General features: G+C 59.3%; 17 protein-coding genes and 1 tRNA gene. 3 read left to right on the top strand and 15 right to left on the bottom strand.

The genetic code is table 11. The features are described 5' to 3' along the window. Positions 1 to 281 precede the first annotated feature (281 nt). Positions 282 to 689, top strand: a complete 408-nt coding sequence (locus tag JWU58_RS25900; protein ID WP_123444060.1) for an MbcA/ParS/Xre antitoxin family protein — start codon at positions 282 to 284, stop codon at positions 687 to 689. Next, entirely contained in the window at positions 686 to 1,366 is a 681-nt protein-coding gene (locus JWU58_RS25895) for an RES family NAD+ phosphorylase (protein WP_206421228.1), read from the top strand. Before JWU58_RS25900 ends, JWU58_RS25895 begins: the two co-directional genes overlap by 4 nt. 94 nt (positions 1,367 to 1,460) lie before the next feature. On the opposite strand, the gene JWU58_RS25890 is transcribed toward JWU58_RS25895, so the two are convergent. The 6 genes from JWU58_RS25890 to JWU58_RS25865 all read right to left on the bottom strand — a co-directional run bounded on the left by JWU58_RS25890 (position 1,461) and on the right by JWU58_RS25865 (position 6,178). Further along, positions 1,461 to 1,536: transfer RNA gene (locus tag JWU58_RS25890), tRNA-Thr, on the bottom strand. Positions 1,537 to 1,963: 427 nt separating this feature from the next. After that, positions 1,964 to 3,199, bottom strand: coding sequence for a methyltransferase (locus JWU58_RS25885; RefSeq protein ID WP_206421227.1), 1,236 nt, complete (start codon positions 3,197 to 3,199; stop codon positions 1,964 to 1,966). Beyond that, entirely contained in the window at positions 3,180 to 3,869 is a 690-nt protein-coding gene (locus JWU58_RS25880; protein WP_016772145.1) for an ABC transporter permease, read from the bottom strand. Before JWU58_RS25880 ends, JWU58_RS25885 begins: the two co-directional genes overlap by 20 nt. After that, complete coding sequence (locus tag JWU58_RS25875; protein ID WP_122705208.1) at positions 3,866 to 4,561, bottom strand: ABC transporter permease; 696 nt, start codon at positions 4,559 to 4,561, stop codon at positions 3,866 to 3,868. Before JWU58_RS25875 ends, JWU58_RS25880 begins: the two co-directional genes overlap by 4 nt. A 77-nt stretch (positions 4,562 to 4,638) precedes the next feature. Then, positions 4,639 to 5,391, bottom strand: coding sequence for an ABC transporter substrate-binding protein (locus JWU58_RS25870; protein ID WP_024011208.1), 753 nt, complete (start codon positions 5,389 to 5,391; stop codon positions 4,639 to 4,641). A 13-nt stretch (positions 5,392 to 5,404) separates the two neighbouring features. After that, on the bottom strand, positions 5,405 to 6,178 hold the full coding sequence (locus JWU58_RS25865) for an ABC transporter ATP-binding protein (RefSeq protein WP_024011209.1): 774 nt from the start codon (positions 6,176 to 6,178) through the stop codon (positions 5,405 to 5,407). A 543-nt stretch (positions 6,179 to 6,721) separates the two neighbouring features. Here JWU58_RS25865 and gabP point away from each other — a divergent pair. After that, positions 6,722 to 8,113, top strand: a complete 1,392-nt coding sequence (gene gabP, locus JWU58_RS25860) for a GABA permease (protein WP_151551241.1) — start codon at positions 6,722 to 6,724, stop codon at positions 8,111 to 8,113. A 77-nt stretch (positions 8,114 to 8,190) separates the two neighbouring features. Here the strand turns inward: gabP and vapC are convergent, their stop codons facing one another. From vapC to JWU58_RS25815, 9 genes are all read right to left on the bottom strand, one after another. Next, positions 8,191 to 8,589: a type II toxin-antitoxin system tRNA(fMet)-specific endonuclease VapC gene (gene vapC, locus JWU58_RS25855; protein WP_206421226.1), complete on the bottom strand. Its 399-nt coding sequence runs from the start codon at positions 8,587 to 8,589 to the stop codon at positions 8,191 to 8,193. Further along, complete coding sequence (gene vapB / locus JWU58_RS25850) at positions 8,589 to 8,819, bottom strand: type II toxin-antitoxin system VapB family antitoxin (protein ID WP_076565118.1); 231 nt, start codon at positions 8,817 to 8,819, stop codon at positions 8,589 to 8,591. The genes vapC and vapB overlap by 1 nt, the downstream gene beginning before the upstream one ends. 165 nt (positions 8,820 to 8,984) lie before the next feature. Further along, positions 8,985 to 9,437 (bottom strand): hypothetical protein, encoded by a 453-nt coding sequence (locus JWU58_RS25845; RefSeq protein WP_016772138.1) that lies wholly within the window; start codon positions 9,435 to 9,437, stop codon positions 8,985 to 8,987. 6 nt (positions 9,438 to 9,443) lie between these two features. Next, positions 9,444 to 9,857, bottom strand: a complete 414-nt coding sequence (locus JWU58_RS25840; protein ID WP_016772137.1) for a hypothetical protein — start codon at positions 9,855 to 9,857, stop codon at positions 9,444 to 9,446. Between the two features lie 29 nt (positions 9,858 to 9,886). After that, on the bottom strand, positions 9,887 to 10,807 hold the full coding sequence (locus tag JWU58_RS25835; RefSeq protein WP_241196143.1) for an alpha/beta hydrolase family protein: 921 nt from the start codon (positions 10,805 to 10,807) through the stop codon (positions 9,887 to 9,889). A 121-nt stretch (positions 10,808 to 10,928) separates the two neighbouring features. After that, positions 10,929 to 11,987: a PDDEXK nuclease domain-containing protein gene (locus JWU58_RS25830; protein ID WP_206422226.1), complete on the bottom strand. Its 1,059-nt coding sequence runs from the start codon at positions 11,985 to 11,987 to the stop codon at positions 10,929 to 10,931. Between the two features lie 310 nt (positions 11,988 to 12,297). Next, complete coding sequence (locus tag JWU58_RS25825) at positions 12,298 to 12,612, bottom strand: hypothetical protein (RefSeq protein ID WP_206421224.1); 315 nt, start codon at positions 12,610 to 12,612, stop codon at positions 12,298 to 12,300. Positions 12,613 to 12,634: 22 nt separating this feature from the next. After that, complete coding sequence (locus JWU58_RS25820; protein WP_206421223.1) at positions 12,635 to 14,107, bottom strand: aminotransferase-like domain-containing protein; 1,473 nt, start codon at positions 14,105 to 14,107, stop codon at positions 12,635 to 12,637. Positions 14,108 to 14,134: 27 nt separating this feature from the next. Continuing rightward, positions 14,135 to 15,559, bottom strand: coding sequence for an L-lactate permease (locus JWU58_RS25815; protein WP_206421222.1), 1,425 nt, complete (start codon positions 15,557 to 15,559; stop codon positions 14,135 to 14,137). Between the last annotated feature and the right edge of the window lie 11 nt (positions 15,560 to 15,570).

Genomic DNA, 15,570 nt, shown 5'->3' with positions numbered 1-15,570 from the left:
GTTGTTTACGAAACGACCGAAACGGCGCCATATGCCGGCTATATTCCTGCACCTGAGCATAGTTGTCGCGGATTTAGTAGCGAATTGATTTCCCCGCCGATGGCTGGAGGCTGACAGAGGATCGGGGTTTTTGGTGGGATGGGGGTGATGGAGATCAAAAAATGTGTGCAAGCAGTATGGATTTTTCAGTCTGCACGGTTGTTCATCAGTGTATTAATTTTGAGTAAATGTACAGATATGTACTAACCTCAAGGCATGATGATTTCTCTGGAGGCGGCCAAATGCCAACTTCATCTACTGCGTTAAACCCACGCGAACAACTCGACGCCCCCGAAGCCGGCCGCGTTGCGCTGAAGTTCTTCTTCAACCTCATGGAGCACTGGGGCTGCAATGCCGAGCAACAACGCACCCTGCTCGGTGGAGTCGGCAACACCACATTCTATAAATACAAACACCTGCCAAACACACGCTTGCCCCATGACACCCTCGAGCGCATCTCTTATCTGATGGGCATTCACAAGGCGCTGAGCATCATCTTCAGCAATAGCCGCGAGCGCGCCTACGATTGGGTCAGCAGCCCCAACACGGCGGCACCGTTCAACGGCAAAACCGCGCTGGATTACATGCTGGCAGGCCGGGTGGTCGATATCGCCGATGTACGCCGCTACCTCGACGGAGTGCGCGGTTGAAAGCGCCGGCGCCGGTGGATGTGCCATGGCCGCGGGCGTATCGCATCGTCAACAGCAGCTTCCCGCCGATTGCACTGTTCGAAGACGTGCTCGACGCCGAGGACCTCGAAGTTGCCTACGCCATCGAAGCACTGACCAATGATCGGCTGGTCGAACAGGCCGGCGTCCTTGCCCGCGTACGTCCCGAAGATCGCCTGTCCGGCCCCGGTTCCAGCCCGGTGATGGCCGCGTTCACTCACGTCGGCAAACGCAGCCGTTTCAGTGACGGCACCTTCGGCGTCTATTACGCCGCCAGCAGCCAGAGTGCGGCCATCGCTGAAACCTGTTTTCATCAGGAACGTTTCCTCGCCGCGACCCAGGAAGCCGATCTCGAATTGACCATGCGCACTTACGTCAATCAGGTGGTCAAGCCGCTGCATGACGTTCGCCAAGGTTTCGAATATTTGCATCAGCCCGATCCGGAAGCCTATGGGCCATCACAGGTATTTGCGCGACAGTTGCGCGACGCCGAGTCGTGGGGCTTGCTCTATAACAGCGTGCGATTGCCCGGGCATGAATGCGTTGCGGCGTTCCGTCCGCCTGCGGTATCGATTCCGAAGCAGGGCAAGCATTTGCGCTATGTTTGGAGCGCAAACGAGCAGAGGATTTCGTATGTGCTCGAGATCAGTCAGATATGAAACGCAAAAAGCCCTCGCATCCGCGAGGGCCTTGTGAGCTCCAAACGACAGAAACAACAAAGCCCCTGCATTTCTGCAGGGGCTTTGTTTTGTATGGTGCCGGCACCAGGAGTCGAACCCGGGACCTACTGATTACAAGTCAGTTGCTCTACCAACTGAGCTATACCGGCGTGTGGGCGACGATTATAGCGATTGGGTTGATCCTGTAAACCCCTGAATTCAGACTATTTTTGCATTCCGGAAAAATCAGGCCCTGCGCAAATTAATGCGCAGCTTTTGTACCTCAAGCGCAGTAAGGCATTTATGCAGGGCGTACGGTTGAGTCTGGGCATTCGGGACCCTGCAGTTATTCACTCGGCTAGCCCAATATTCGTCGGTTATGTCGTTTTGATTGGCAGCTTATGCACAACTGAGGGGCGCTAGGACTGCTTGGGCGGGGTTTTGTGAACCCATTCTCATCTAGTTCGCAAATCCCTGTTTTACCGGTTTTTATTTATGTGAACAAAAAATGACCAGTCTTGTTAAGTCGACGAAACATGCGCAGATATTGGATCCACGGAAAATCCATCAACAGAGTTATCCACAGGCTGTAACGTTTTAAGCGAGTTCGCCGAGCAGCAGTAAGTTACGCGGTGTGAGTGAGGTATCGCAAAAGGTGCCGAGGCGTACGACGTATCCCTGTTCTGCGAGGAAAAGCGCCCGATCCAGATTCAGCCAAAGCTCCAGCGGTCGTCGGAACAAACCGCGGAGCAATTCCAGGTTGCGCACTTCGGCCAACCGCTGCCAACCGGCGGCTTCGAGTGTCGACCAATCTGGCGAGCCGACTGTGGATAACTCCTTCAGTGCTGCCAGATCAAGACAATAGTCCGCAAACGGTTTATCCAGCCAAGCGCTGGGCAATGATGGGGTTGGCAGGTATTCATCGACGCCGCGCAGTTGCCGTTGCAGCAGGTCGAAAGCCAGGCGACGAGCCATCGATGTGTCGCGCTGACGTCGGACGCGCGCACCGGCGGTGACGGTTTCGCTCATCGGCAACGCCAGATCTTCCAGCGCCAGCTGTAGGAGCGATGCCGATCCGGCGCAGGACAAGGCCTGATATTCGTTACGACTGATGCGGTTGTAGCAGCACGGCGCGATCGCCATTTGCCGGCAACCTGCGGCACTGGCCAGTTGCATCAAGCGCACATGCAGATCACCGCACGCGTGGAGGGCGACGGGGGTTTGTCCAGCGTTCAATACGGCTGGGGCATCCGCTGCGAGTACATCCTGTTCGATATGCAAAGCGTGCAGACGATGGCGCTGACTCAGTGACTGGCCGCTGGCGACCAAGAAAGGATCGTATTCAACGCAAGTCAATTGTTGCCCGGCACCCAACAGGCGCCGTCCCAGATGCCCTTTGCCGGAGCACCAGTCCAGCCAATGCGTCGGCTGCGAGGCAAAGGACAAGCGACCGGCAAACGCCTCGATCTGCTGCCACTTGCGCCCAGGCACATCGACATTCAAGCGATGCCCGGCAGCTTCAAGCGCACGCCCCGGCAACTCACCGACCGCACTCAATTCTGCCGACAACTTCGCCAATGAAGCGAACGGCTCTGGCGCATCGACAAGATCAGCAGGATGGTTATGCGCGCACTCTGCATCTTCCAGCGACCGCCCGCGTAGCCATGCAGACAACTTCGGGTAGGATGCTTCCCATGGAAGTTGTAGGTGAGTGAACGGCCGAGGTTTCCACAGCGCCTGATGCTTAATCAAAAAAGCATCCAGCGCGGTGAAGCGGGCGAGTAGGGCCTCGCCCGTCAGCACGTTGGAATTATCAGCGGCCTTGGCAGGCATCGACGCGCAGCCAGCGTTCCAGCAGCTTGAAGCCGCGTACCAGCACGTAAGCCATGACCAGATAGAACACACCGGCGGCGAAGAAGATCTCAACCGGCAGATAAGTGCGGGCGATGATTGTGCGGGCCATGCCGGTCAGTTCCAGCAGGGTCACGGTGCTGGCCAGAGCGCTGGCCTTGAGCATCAGGATCACTTCGTTACTGTAGGCCGGCAGGCCGATGCGCGCGGCACGGGGCAGGATGATGTAGAACATTGCTTTGGGCCGGGACATGCCCAAGGCCCGCGCGGCTTCGATTTCACCTGGTGGAATGGCCTGAATGGCTCCACGCAGGATCTCGGCGATGTACGCCGCCGTATGCAGCGTCATGGTCACCGTTGCACACCAGAACGGATCGCGCAGGTACGGCCACAACGCGCTTTCACGCACCGCGTCGAACTGCGCCAGACCGTAATAGACCAGGAACAGCTGCACCAGCAGCGGTGTGCCGCGGAAAAAGAAGATGTAGGCGTAGGGCAGCGAACGCACGTACCAACGCTTCGAAGAGCGCGCGATGCCCAGCGGAATGGCGAGCAGCAGGCCGGCGATGACCGCGATGGCGACCAGTTCCAGCGTCAGGGTCGCGCCCTGTGCCAGTTTCGGCAGCCACTTGATGATGACCTCCCAGTTCATTGCGCGCTCCTCGCAAAGCCGCGAGCGGCGCGTTTTTCCAGGAAGTGCATGCCGGTCATCGCCAGCACCGTCAGGCCGAGGTACATGATTGCCGCGACCATATAGAAGGTGAACGGTTGTTTCGACACGGTCACACCGATCTGCGCGTGACGCATGATTTCTTCCAGACCGATGACCGATACCAGCGCGGTGTCTTTCATCAGGATCATGAACAGGTTGCCCAGGCCCGGCAGGGCGATGCGCCACATCTGCGGCATGATCAAACGGGTGAAAATCCGCCACTTCGACAGGCCCAGGGCCTGGCCGGCTTCACGGTGGCCCTTGGGAATGGCCAGCAGGGCGCCACGAAACACTTCCGTGGCGTACGCGCCGAAGCACAGGCCCAGTGCGATCACACCGGCGGCAAAGGCGTTGAGTTGCAGGTCGGGGTTGCCGAAGTATTCACCGAGGGTGCGCATCAGGTTGACCGTACCGAAGTAGATCAACAGCACCCAGAGCAATTCCGGGACGCCGCGTACCAGCGTCGAATAAGTGCCGCCAAGCCATTGCAGCGGCTTGTATGGGGAAGTCTTGGCCAAGGCGCCGAGCAGGCCGAGCACCAGGCCCAGACACAGGGCGGTGAGGGCCAGTTGGACGGTCATCAGCGCGCCAGCGGCGAGCGCCGGGCCGAATCCGTAGAGGTCGATAATCATGGGTTTCTGTTCAAATTGCGGCAGGCAAAGTCGGGAGCCGGTGCCGCTTGATCACGGCGCCGGTCCCACAGGTCAGATCAATAGATGCTGAACGGGAAGTACTTGTCGTTGATTTTCTTGTAGGTACCGTCAGCGACGATTTCCTTCAGCGCGGCGTTCAGCTTGTTGCGCAGTTCGTTGTCGCCCTTGCGCACAGCGATGCCGATCTTGTCGCTTTCTACGACCGGGTCGCCCTTGAACTCGTAGTTCTTGCCGGCGTCGGTTTTCAGCCAGTCATAGTTGGCGTACTTGTCGGCGAGGATCGCGTCGACACGGCCAGATGTCAGGTCGAGGTAGGCGTTTTCCTGGGTGTCGTATAGGCTGACCTTGATATCGTCACCGTAGGTGTCTTCCAGCCAGGTGCCGGCCAGCGTTGCGCGCTGGGTGCCGATGGTCTTGCCCTTGAGCGAGTCCTTGTCGGTTTTGAAATCGACGTTTTTCGGTGCGATGAACTGCAGCTTGTTCGAGTAGTACGGATCGGTGAAGTCCACCGCGCCTTTGCGCTCTTCGGTGATCGACAGCGAGGAGATCAGGAAGTCGAATTTCTTCGCGTTCAGGGCTGGAATGATGCCGTCCCAGTCGGAAGTGACGACGGAGCATTCGGCTTTCATCTTCGCGCACAGGGCGTCGCCGATTTCCTTGTCGAAGCCGACCACTTGGCCGCTGGCGTCTTTATTGTTGAACGGCGGGTAGGCCGCTTCGATGCCCATCTTCAGGGTTTCAGCCATGGCACCGGCGCTGAATGCGAGGGTGACGGCGGCAGCCAGGAAGACCTTTTTGAAATTCTGCATGCATGTTGCTCCGTTAGCGGTTGCTAGACATGAATTGTTTGCAGCGCGCCGAAAGCGGGTTGTCGAACACCTGCTGTGGCGATCCTTGCTCTTCTATAAGGCCCTGATGAAGGAACACCACTTCGCTGGAGACCTGGCGGGCGAAGCCCATTTCGTGGGTCACGAGCAGCATGGTGCGGCCTTCTTCGGCCAATGCGCGGATGACACTAAGTACTTCCTGAACCATTTCCGGGTCAAGCGCGGAGGTCGGTTCGTCGAACAGGATCACCTTCGGCTGCATTGCCAGCGTGCGGGCGATGGCGGCGCGTTGTTGCTGGCCGCCGGACAATTGCGCCGGATAGGCGTGGCGCTTGTCAGCGATGCCGACCTTGGCCAGCAACGCTTCGGCGACTTCGATGGCCTCGGCCTTGCTCTGGCCGAGCACGCGGCGCGGGGCCTCGATGACGTTGTCGAGCACGCTCATGTGTGGCCACAGATTAAAGTTTTGAAATACAAAACCAATCTCCGAGCGCAGGCGATTGATCTGTTTGCCGTCGGCGGCGACCAGTTCGCCGTTCTTCGCGGCTTTGAGCTTGAGTTCTTCACCGGCCACCAGGATCTGGCCCTGGTGCGGGTTTTCCAACAGGTTGATGCAGCGCAGGAACGTGGACTTGCCGGAACCGGAAGAGCCGAGGATCGAGATCACGTCGCCGTCGCGGGCGGTCAGCGAGATGCCTTTGAGCACCTCCAGCTGTCCGTAGCGTTTGTGCAAGTTGCGGATTTCCAGCGCGGGCGTGGCCTCAGCCATGTGCGTTCCTCATATATGTTGCGCTCCTGCAGTTGGCGGGCCTTCCTGGCGAGGCGGCCAAGCTAGCATAGCGTTTCAATGGCAGCCAACAGCGCTACGAGCGGTAAACGGGTGGCATGTGGCGGGTTGTCGCATCGGCGCAGCAGACTGTCGCCCCATCAACAACCGAACGGGTGTCTGATCGTGCAAACCCGTGGGTGCCGCGTAAAAAAAGGCGCGATGTTGCCAGCTTTGGCGGGGTGTTGGAAGCGCTATCCGGCCGAACGTTCCTTATTCGCCCTTTTTCTGTGCGTCGCACACTTTTTCTGTGTGTTTCTGGTGCGCGGATTCGTCTTGAATGTGAGTCGCCGGGTAACGTTCTGGCGAATAGCCATTAAACTCAATGACTTGCATCGGATGCCGGAGCCCCCGGCACTCAAGGACTTGAAACATTTTGGCGCAAATATTGCGTGCAGAATAAGGAACAGGCCGTTGGATTATTTTTACGAGAAAGAATTTTCAGACGCGCCGGACGCACTCGCTTTCCTTGCAAAGGTAGTCTCTATGAGCAGTACCCCAAGCTCCACAGGCCTCGAACAGGGGCTCAAACCGCGTCATGTGACCATGTTGTCGATCGCCGGTGTGATCGGCGCCGGTCTGTTTGTCGGCTCCGGCCACGCCATTGCTGCCGCCGGCCCGGCCGTGCTGCTGGCTTACGCCGCCGCCGGTACGTTGGTGGTGTTGGTGATGCGCATGCTCGGCGAAATGGCCGTGGCTTCGCCGGACACCGGTTCGTTCTCGACTTACGCTGACCGCGCGATCGGTCACTGGGCCGGTTTCACCATCGGCTGGCTGTACTGGTGGTTCTGGGTGCTGGTGATTCCGCTGGAAGCCAACGCCGCCGCAACCATCCTGCACGCTTGGTTCCCGGGGGTGGACATCTGGGCTTTCGCTTTGGTCATCACCATGCTGCTGACCGTGACCAACCTGTTCAGCGTGAAGAATTACGGCGAGTTCGAGTTCTGGTTCGCCCTGATCAAGGTGCTGGCGATCATCGGCTTCATCGGCCTCGGCCTTGCAGCGATTTTCGGCTTCCTGCCGACCAGTCAGGTCAGCGGTGTGTCGCATCTGTTCGACAGTGGCGGCTTCCTGCCCAACGGCATGGGCGCTGTGCTGGGCGCGATACTGACCACCATGTTCTCGTTCATGGGCACCGAGATCGTCACCATCGCGGCGGCGGAATCGAAGGACCCAGGCAAGCAGATCTCCAAGGCGACCAACTCGGTGATCTGGCGGATCGGCCTGTTCTATCTGGTTTCGATTTTCATCGTGGTGGCGCTGGTGCCGTGGAACGATCCTACCCTGGCCAACCTCGGTTCCTACCAGACCGTACTTGAGCGCATGGGCATTCCCAACGCCAAGATGATCGTCGACATCGTTGTGCTGGTGGCAGTGACCAGTTGCCTGAACTCGGCGCTGTACACCTCCTCGCGCATGCTGTTTTCCCTCGGCAAGCGCGGCGATGCCCCGGCCATGTCGACCCGCACCAACAAGAGCGGCACGCCTTACTGGGCGGTGATGCTGTCCACCGGCGCAGCGTTCCTCTGCACCTTCGCCAACTATGTGGCTCCGGCCGCGGTGTTCGAATTCCTCCTGGCCAGCTCCGGCGCCATCGCCCTGCTGGTGTACCTGGTGATCGCCTTCTCGCAACTGCGCATGCGCAAGCAGCGCATGGCGCGCGGCGAGAAGATCGTCTTCAGCATGTGGCTGTTCCCCGGGCTGACCTGGGCGGTGATCCTCTTCATCGTCGCCGCGCTGACCATCATGCTGTTCCAGGAAGCCCACCGCGTGGAGATCCTTGCCACGGGCCTGCTGAGCCTGATGGTGGTGGCTGCCGGTCTGCTGGTATCACGCCGTCGCAAGCTGGAGAAGCGTGGTGCGGTGGTGTTGAACTGATCCGCAACCAGTAATGCAAAACGGCCGCTGTCAGGGATGACTAGCGGCCGTTTTTGTTTCTGAGCTTTCCAGTCAGGTTAAACCCAGTCCTCGATTCGCAAACCGGAAACGCGTTGAAACTCCCGTACGTTGTTTGTCACTACAATGAGTCCAAGTGAGCGTGCGTGGCCAGCGATCATTTGGTCGTATGGCCCGATCGGCGTTCCAGCCTTCGCGAGTTCAGATCGAACCATCCCGGCCTGTGCGGCTGCGTCGTTATCGAAAGGCAAGACATCCAGTCGCGCGACAAATCCTTCAACAATTCCCAGATTTTTCTCCGGGGCCGCCGACTTTTCAGCACCGTAAATAAGCTCCATAAGCGTGATAGCGCTGATGCACAACTGCCCGGAATGTCGATTGAAGGCTTCCCGGACAATTTGTGGTTTGTTCTTGATGGTGAAGATGCAGATATTTGTATCCAGCATGTACTTGATCATCAGAACGACTCGCGCTCCTGTTCAGTGGGTTGCTCACGGTTAGCCATGAAATCAGGGCTGACGCTGTCGCCATCAAACCAGCTATCCCAGCTTTCTCCAGCAGGCGTAATGACGCGTGTTCTGCCAATCGCGATGACTTCCACTCGTTTAACGTCGGCGGGCATCGCAACTGCCTTTGGCAGTCGGACTGCCTGACTTCTGTTGCTCATGAAAATTGTGGTCTGCTCCATATTCGAGCTCCCGGGTCTGTTCCTGTGATTAGCTCAGGATAGATCGTGCTGGGGATATGTCAATGGGATATACATCGTCACCGGACAAAGAGTAGCTAGGCCATCCAAACAAAAACGGCCGCTGTCAGGGATGACTAGCGGCCGTTTTTTGTTTCTGAGAAGGGCTTATTCGCTCTTGTCTTCCTGGGGCTCTACCGACTTGCCATAAGCATCCAGCGCCACGCCGAAATCCGTAATGAACTGCGGCTCGCTCAGCCAGGCCTGGGCCTGTTCGATGGTCATGCCGTCGGCCCACATGCGGTAGTCGATGAGCATATCGGCGGCCAGGTGGGTGGCGGCCATGCCTTCGTTGTCGGCGTTTTCCATGTCGAGCAGTTCAGGATGGTCGACGATGATGAAGGCCAGTTCGCGCAGCAGGGTCAGCAGCATTTCGTTGCGGCTGACGGCTTCGGCGTCGCGCATTTTGCTGAACATCGCCAGGGTGTATTCCGGGATCGGCTCGGCGAGGTGGCCGAGATCTTCGTCCTGATCTAGCGGTTTGCGCCCGACCATGCGGATCTGCTTGGCTTTGGCCTTGGCGCGTTTGGCGCGTTTCTGTTGCTTGTTCAGGGATGCCATGGGAGCTCAGTTCTTCTGTTGGGTTTGTGCAGCGATCGCGTCGGATGCCGCTACATAGTCAGCCTGGAATGCCGGGGATTCGATCCACGCCAGCGCGCCGGCCTCGTCGGTTTCCTGCGACCACTGGCGATACTCGATCAGCGCGGCGAGGATGAAATCCATCGCGCCTTCTTCACCTTCCTGCTCATAGACCAGTTCCAGCAGCGGATCTTCAAGGAACGCGGTGCACATGGCCTGTTGGCTGATCTTCTCGGCGTCGATCATTTTCTTGAACAGCTCGGTCAGGTCCACCGATTCGAAATCGATGCGGTCGTCGTTCGGGTCCAGCTCGACCGGCGCTTCGGCACGCTTGGTGCGGTTCTGCTTGGCCTTGGCTTTGGCCCGGGTGGCGCGTTTTTGCTGCTTGTTGGCGGAGGCCATGATGTGTTCCGTCGTGCGTTGAGAGGGGCTCAGCTGCGTGGCACTTGTCGGCCGGGTGTATCGGCGGCCAGTGCGCCGGTCTGCAGCCAGGTCAGAGCAATGGGCCATAGTGTGGCTTGGTATGCGCTGCGAAAAAAGCCGAAATGTCCGACTTGTCGTTCGCCGATGTCCTGCGGCGCAATGCGCAGATGGGTTTTTGCCGCGTTGCTGAAGTAGCCGAGCAGGCGTTCGATCGCCGGGATCGTTCCGTAAGGATCATCGCTGAGGCTGATGGCGAGGGTCTGCGCGCGGACGCCATCGAAGGGCAGGGCGCCCGCCTTTTTCATCAGTGCGCGACCGCTTGGGCGTTGCTCGTAACGTGCGGTGGGCGTGCTCCAGTCGCGGACTACGGCGGTTGGCGTGTCCTCCAGCCAACCTAGCCGTTTGCCGGGGAAATAGCCGCAGAGCAGCGCCATCAAAGGCATGACTACATGCCACTTGCCGAACATCCGCCAGCGCTGTTCAGGGGCGTAATCGCGCCAATAAGCGAACTGCGCACCGACGGTTACCAACCGTCGGATCACTTTGCCCGACTCCGCCAAGCCCGCCGCGCAACCACCGAAGCTGTGGCCAACCACATCGATTGGCTGACCGGGAAACTCCTGCTGCGCGCGTTTGAGCATCGCTTCGAAATCCAGCGCGCCCCAGTCGGTCCACGAGGCACGCAGCCCTTTGATCGATTCGCTGCGTGATTCGCCAATGCCCCGGTAATCGTAGGTCATCACATCGCAGCCATGGCTGAACAGGTAGGCCGCGAACCGTGAATAGTGCCGACAGCGCACCGAGGTAGCGGCGTTGATGATGACCACCGGGCGCTGTGGATCGGGCGAACTATGGCGCCAGGTCAAGCCGCCGAGTGCGTAGCCGTCGTCGGCAGTTTCCTTGAAGGACGTGCCTTCAGATGCAGTCAAAACTGGTTGGCTCAACTCTGCGTCTTCCAACTCGAATGGGGGCTTGCTGCCTATGGCGCTTGACCTCGGCGGTTAGGTGCCAACCATAGTCGCCGCGCTGATCAAGAACAATCCGGCCGGTTCATTCACTGGATTGAGTGAGCATGCGTTCTTCGATCAACGCCTGTTCGCGGTTGAGTTCAGCACGTAACTCTTCTTCGCTCGGCAGTATCGTCTTGTAGCTGCTGGCGAACAGTTGCTCATTGCCTTTGAGCATGGAATAGCGCGCCACCGAGTCATTGCTTTCCGCGCTCAGAATGATACCGACGGTTGGCTTGTCACCTTCGCTGCGCTTGAGCTCGTCGTACATGCGCACATACATGTCCATCTGCCCGACATCGCGGGCGCTGAGCTTGCCGCGTATCAGGTCGATGATCACGAAGCACTTGAGCAGGTAGTTGTAGAACACCAGATCGATATAGAGGTCGACGCCGTCAGTGCTGATGCGTTGTTGGCGGGCGACAAAGGAAAAGCCTTTGCCAAGTTCAAGCAGAAAGCTTTGCAAGTGGTCGATGAGTGCTTGTTCGAGTCCGCTTTCCCTGACTTTGCCTGCCGAGGGCAGGCCGAGGAATTCGAGCATGACCGGATCGCGAATGAATTCCCGCGGATTGCATTTCATCGCGTCGATGTTGGTCGTGGCTTCCTCGACCACCTCGGCTTTGTCCTGACTCATCAGCAGGCGCTCGTAGTAGAGCGTCAGGATCTGACGATCGAGGGCGCGGCTTGACCAGTTGAGGTCGGCGCATTCGTTCATGTACCACAGGCGCGCTTTCTCGCTTTCGACCCGCAGTAGCCGGCGGTAGTGGGTCCAGCTCAATTCGGGACGCAGTGCGTCTCGAATTGGAAATTTTTGATAAAACAGGCGCATCTTCCACAAATTGGTTTCATCAAACCCTTTCCCGAATTGCCCGCTCAGATCCTTAGCCAGTAGGCCAATCAATTTTTTCCCATATCCCGCACGTTGGGCTCCCTGTTGTTCAAACTCGACGATGTGCCGGCCGATTTGCCAACAGGTCTGCACCTGGATCGTATCGACCGCGCGCAGCACTTTTTGCCGCGCCTGGCGAATCAGTTCGCCCAGTTCGCCCAGCAGTGAATCGATTTTATGGTCTTGCGTATCAGCAGGTTTGAGCTGGCTCATCGGGTCTTCCGCATTCTGGAAACAGAGACGCAAGCATGCCGGGGAAGGCGGCGCAGGTATGTCGGGTGAACCTGCGAGTTCGGAAGGAAGGGTGGGACAGGCGTTGCAGGACTTTGCCACCGGAAGGCGCGTAACGGGGTAAATGTCCGTAGTCCATTTCGTACTTTTGCCCAGTCAATCGCCGCAGAGTTGGCGGCGCTGCGGTGAGCGATCTGGTGTTGCGCTGGAATGAAAGGAACAGGCAGGTAAGAGGCTGCTTCAAAAAAGCGCCCCAGTTGCATCATCGCGAGCGCTTGCCCTTCGGCCTCTGCTAACGCATCCGCCCTTTGCGATAAATCCACAGCCCGAACACACCGATGGCCAACATGAACGCGGTCCAGAAGCTCTGCCACATGAATTCGAACCAGTATCGCCGAGGTTGCAGTGCCAAGGTGTAGGTGCTGCGCGGTCCGCGATTGTTGGTGGTGATGGAACCGCTGACCCAGCTCTCGATAAGCATGTAGATCGACAGACACACGGCAAAGGCGATCAGCACTCCCGCGAGCACCGTCAGCCAGAATGTCCAGCGGCTCGGGCGATACGGCGGAGGATGCGGCAAGCGAATACGGGTTCTTTTCTGATTCATAAGCGAGGCTCGCGTGAGCCGGTCAGAAAACTGCCGGCTCTTGCAATTGTTCAGTCGGCATCTGCCGCAGGTTCGTCGGGCGTGCGGCAAGGTGGGCGCATTCGGCGATCACCTTGAGAATGCCGATCACCGCCGGGGTCAGCGTAGTGCCGAGGCAAATGCGCACGCCTGTGGAAGCCTGGCCGTCGGCGAAAAAGATGCCGCTGCCAGCCACGTGGCAACCACGCTCCGTGGCCAATTGCTGCAGCGCCGGCATGTCGGTGTGTGTCGGCATTTCGATCCAGTGGATGAAGCCGCCGCGCGGTGGGACGTAGAGGGTGCCGATCGGGAAATCCGTGCGCACCAGTGCTTCGACAAAACTCGCCAGCGAAGAGAGTTGCGACCTCAATCTGGCGCAGTGCTCGTCCATGTAGCCACGGCCGATGAATTCATTGAGAACATTTTGCGCCAGGCTGGAAACGGCCAGGTTGCGCGAAAACATCTGCGCGAGGATGGCATTGCGGTATTTGCCGGCCAGACACCAGCCGACGCGATAACCCGGCGCGATGGTTTTCGAAAACGACGAGCAGTAGATTGTCTGGCCGCTGCTGTCGTAGCTCTTGAGGGCGCGCGGCCGATCAGCTTCGGGCACCAGGTCGAAGAAGATGTCGTCTTCGATGATCGGCACATCCGCTTCCCGGGCGATCCTTGAAAGTCTCGCGCGCGCTTCGTCGGGCATGATGAAGCCACGCGGATTCTGCAGCGTCGGGTTGAGAAAGATCACTGCGACTTTTTTCTGTTTCAGCGCTTCCTCCAGATGATCGACATCCAGCCCCGTGCGGCCGTCGGTGCGGATCGGCAGGGCGCGCATGCCCAGGCGTTCGATGGTCTGCAGAATGCCGTAGTAGGTCGGGGTTTCGATGGCGACGGTAGCGCCTTTCGACGCGACGGCTTCGAGGGCCAGTTCCAGAGCGATGGTGTCGCCCGAGGTCACCAGAATGTCGTCCGGCCCGCAGACTACACCGCGGGTCAGCATCAGCCCGGCGATGCGCCGTCGCAGCGCTGGCAGGCCGGGTGGCGCTACCAGACCGCTCAGCGCGTTGTCAGTCCTGGCGGCCAGCACCGAGAGGCATTTGTTGAGCAACACGTTGGGCGTGAGATCGCTGTGCAGAACCGCCGAATTCAGCGATGCAGTGGTGCGCGACGCTGCTTTGGAGAGCATTGCGACCACCGCATGATTGACGGTGACACTGGAGAAATCGAAAGCGCCGGATGGTTTTGCCCGCCCTGACGCCGAGACGAAGTAGCCGACGCGCGGCACCGTCGTCACGTAGGCCTCGGCCTCGAGGTCGGCCAGCGCCCGCTGCACCGTGGTGATGCTGGTCTCGAACATCCGCGCCAGAACGCGGATTGACGGCAGTTTCGCTTCGGCCGCCAGGTCACCGCTGTCGATCTGGCGAATAATCCAGTCCTTGACTATCCGCCAGCGCTTGTCCGGCAAATCAAACCTGTCCATAAGTTCTCTGTGATGATTCGAAACAATTCACAGAAAGTAGAGCAAAACGATCCCCGTTGCAGCAACTATGACGATGTTCAGCGCCACCAGACCGAAGGCGAAGCGGATCAGGCTGTTTTCTTCCTGGCGGTTGGCACCGGCAAGTCCGGTGATCAATGACAGGATCGACAGCGAGCCAAGTGCGCCATGGCCGGCGGCGCTGTTGACCATTGCCGCCAGCCACGCCCCGTGTTCGCTGCTCAGCGCGGCAATGGACGGCATCACCAGCGTGTTGCCGCCGACGTTGGAACCGGTGACATAACCGGCAATCCCCGCCAGTAGAGCGATCGTCGGCGCCAGCGAAATACCCGACATGGATTGCAACGCGCTTTGCGCCTCGACGAGGAATCCGGCGTTGACCATCACCTGGGAGAGCAGCAGGAACAGGAAGATTGTCGTGACCGGAAACTTCGCCCGGTTGAACAGCGCTTGCCACGGGAAACCCGCGCCCACGGTTTGCCTGAACGCCATCAGCACGGTCACGATCAGCAGCGCCAGCCCTGGAGACGCCAGCGGCTTCCATGAAACGTGTTCGCCCCTGACGACCCACAGGCCATCCCAGCCCGACAGCACGAACAGTCCGCGCGACGCCACAATCACTCCCAGCAAGGCCAGATAAGGCCATGCCGCGCTCGGCCAGCGCACCAGTTTTTTCCGTTGCGCCCAGGAGATGCCCAGGCCAACGCAAGCCACGGCCAGCCCGGCCAGCACACCGGAAACTTCCGGGCCGAGCCACAGGTTGACGCCAAACAGCACGGCAACGAACAGGGCCGTCACGACAAGCAGCCCCAGCCACGCTGTCATCTTGCGGATGCCGGCCTGCCACAAGGCCAGCGACGCCAGGCAGAGGAACACTGGCGCGCTGATCAGCGCCGAATGGCTGCCGAGGGTTTGCGCCGGCAAATGCGCCAGCAGGGCACCGATCACCGTTGCCAGACCCAGTGTGCCCCACGGCATGATGACCATGCCGGCGAGGGCAATTTTCATCCCCGATTGGCGAGTGAAAAGCCCCATCAGCAGCGGCACCGTGGCGATCAGCGAAACGCCGAAGCCGGTCATCGCTTCCAGCAGCGGCGCCAGGCCCAGCACGATGAAAATCACCTGCGCCGGCGGTGTCCAGCCGAGTTCCTTGACCCATGCGCCGATGGCCTGCGGTGCACCGCCGCGCTCGACCAGAATGACGAAGGCCAGCCCCGGGACGATGACGCACGCGGTGCTGAGAAACAGGATCGTGGTGTCTTGAAAAATCGCCGAGGAGATCGCCGCCGACACCGGCCCGGCAGCGCCCAGAGCCCACAGCACCAGCACCAGTACCACACCGGCCAGCGCCGCTTGTACTGGTGGACGCCGGAGGATCAGGATCAGCGCGATCACCAGCGCGATCGGTGACATTTGCAGCAAGAGAGAGCTCATAGCGGTTTCCT

Source organism: Pseudomonas atacamensis (assembly GCF_017167965.1).
GTDB classification, from domain to species: Bacteria; Pseudomonadota; Gammaproteobacteria; order Pseudomonadales; family Pseudomonadaceae; genus Aquipseudomonas; species Aquipseudomonas atacamensis.
This window is presented reverse-complemented; position numbering and strand designations above follow the sequence as displayed.

What these genes read in the sequence shown, in the direction of transcription:
- JWU58_RS25900 (WP_123444060.1), top strand. Translation starts at nt 282, where the DNA reads ATGCCAACTTCATCTACTGCGTTAAACCCACGCGAACAACTCGACGCC.
- JWU58_RS25885 (WP_206421227.1), bottom strand. Translation starts at nt 3,199, where the DNA reads ATGCCTGCCAAGGCCGCTGATAATTCCAACGTGCTGACGGGCGAGGCC.
- JWU58_RS25880 (WP_016772145.1), bottom strand. Translation starts at nt 3,869, where the DNA reads ATGAACTGGGAGGTCATCATCAAGTGGCTGCCGAAACTGGCACAGGGC.
- JWU58_RS25875 (WP_122705208.1), bottom strand. Translation starts at nt 4,561, where the DNA reads ATGATTATCGACCTCTACGGATTCGGCCCGGCGCTCGCCGCTGGCGCG.
- JWU58_RS25870 (WP_024011208.1), bottom strand. Translation starts at nt 5,391, where the DNA reads ATGCAGAATTTCAAAAAGGTCTTCCTGGCTGCCGCCGTCACCCTCGCA.
- JWU58_RS25865 (WP_024011209.1), bottom strand. Translation starts at nt 6,178, where the DNA reads ATGGCTGAGGCCACGCCCGCGCTGGAAATCCGCAACTTGCACAAACGC.
- gabP (WP_151551241.1), top strand. Translation starts at nt 6,722, where the DNA reads ATGAGCAGTACCCCAAGCTCCACAGGCCTCGAACAGGGGCTCAAACCG.
- vapC (WP_206421226.1), bottom strand. Translation starts at nt 8,589, where the DNA reads ATGATCAAGTACATGCTGGATACAAATATCTGCATCTTCACCATCAAG.
- vapB (WP_076565118.1), bottom strand. Translation starts at nt 8,819, where the DNA reads ATGGAGCAGACCACAATTTTCATGAGCAACAGAAGTCAGGCAGTCCGA.
- JWU58_RS25845 (WP_016772138.1), bottom strand. Translation starts at nt 9,437, where the DNA reads ATGGCATCCCTGAACAAGCAACAGAAACGCGCCAAACGCGCCAAGGCC.
- JWU58_RS25840 (WP_016772137.1), bottom strand. Translation starts at nt 9,857, where the DNA reads ATGGCCTCCGCCAACAAGCAGCAAAAACGCGCCACCCGGGCCAAAGCC.
- JWU58_RS25830 (WP_206422226.1), bottom strand. Translation starts at nt 11,987, where the DNA reads ATGAGCCAGCTCAAACCTGCTGATACGCAAGACCATAAAATCGATTCA.
- JWU58_RS25825 (WP_206421224.1), bottom strand. Translation starts at nt 12,612, where the DNA reads ATGAATCAGAAAAGAACCCGTATTCGCTTGCCGCATCCTCCGCCGTAT.
- JWU58_RS25820 (WP_206421223.1), bottom strand. Translation starts at nt 14,107, where the DNA reads ATGGACAGGTTTGATTTGCCGGACAAGCGCTGGCGGATAGTCAAGGAC.
- JWU58_RS25815 (WP_206421222.1), bottom strand. Translation starts at nt 15,559, where the DNA reads ATGAGCTCTCTCTTGCTGCAAATGTCACCGATCGCGCTGGTGATCGCG.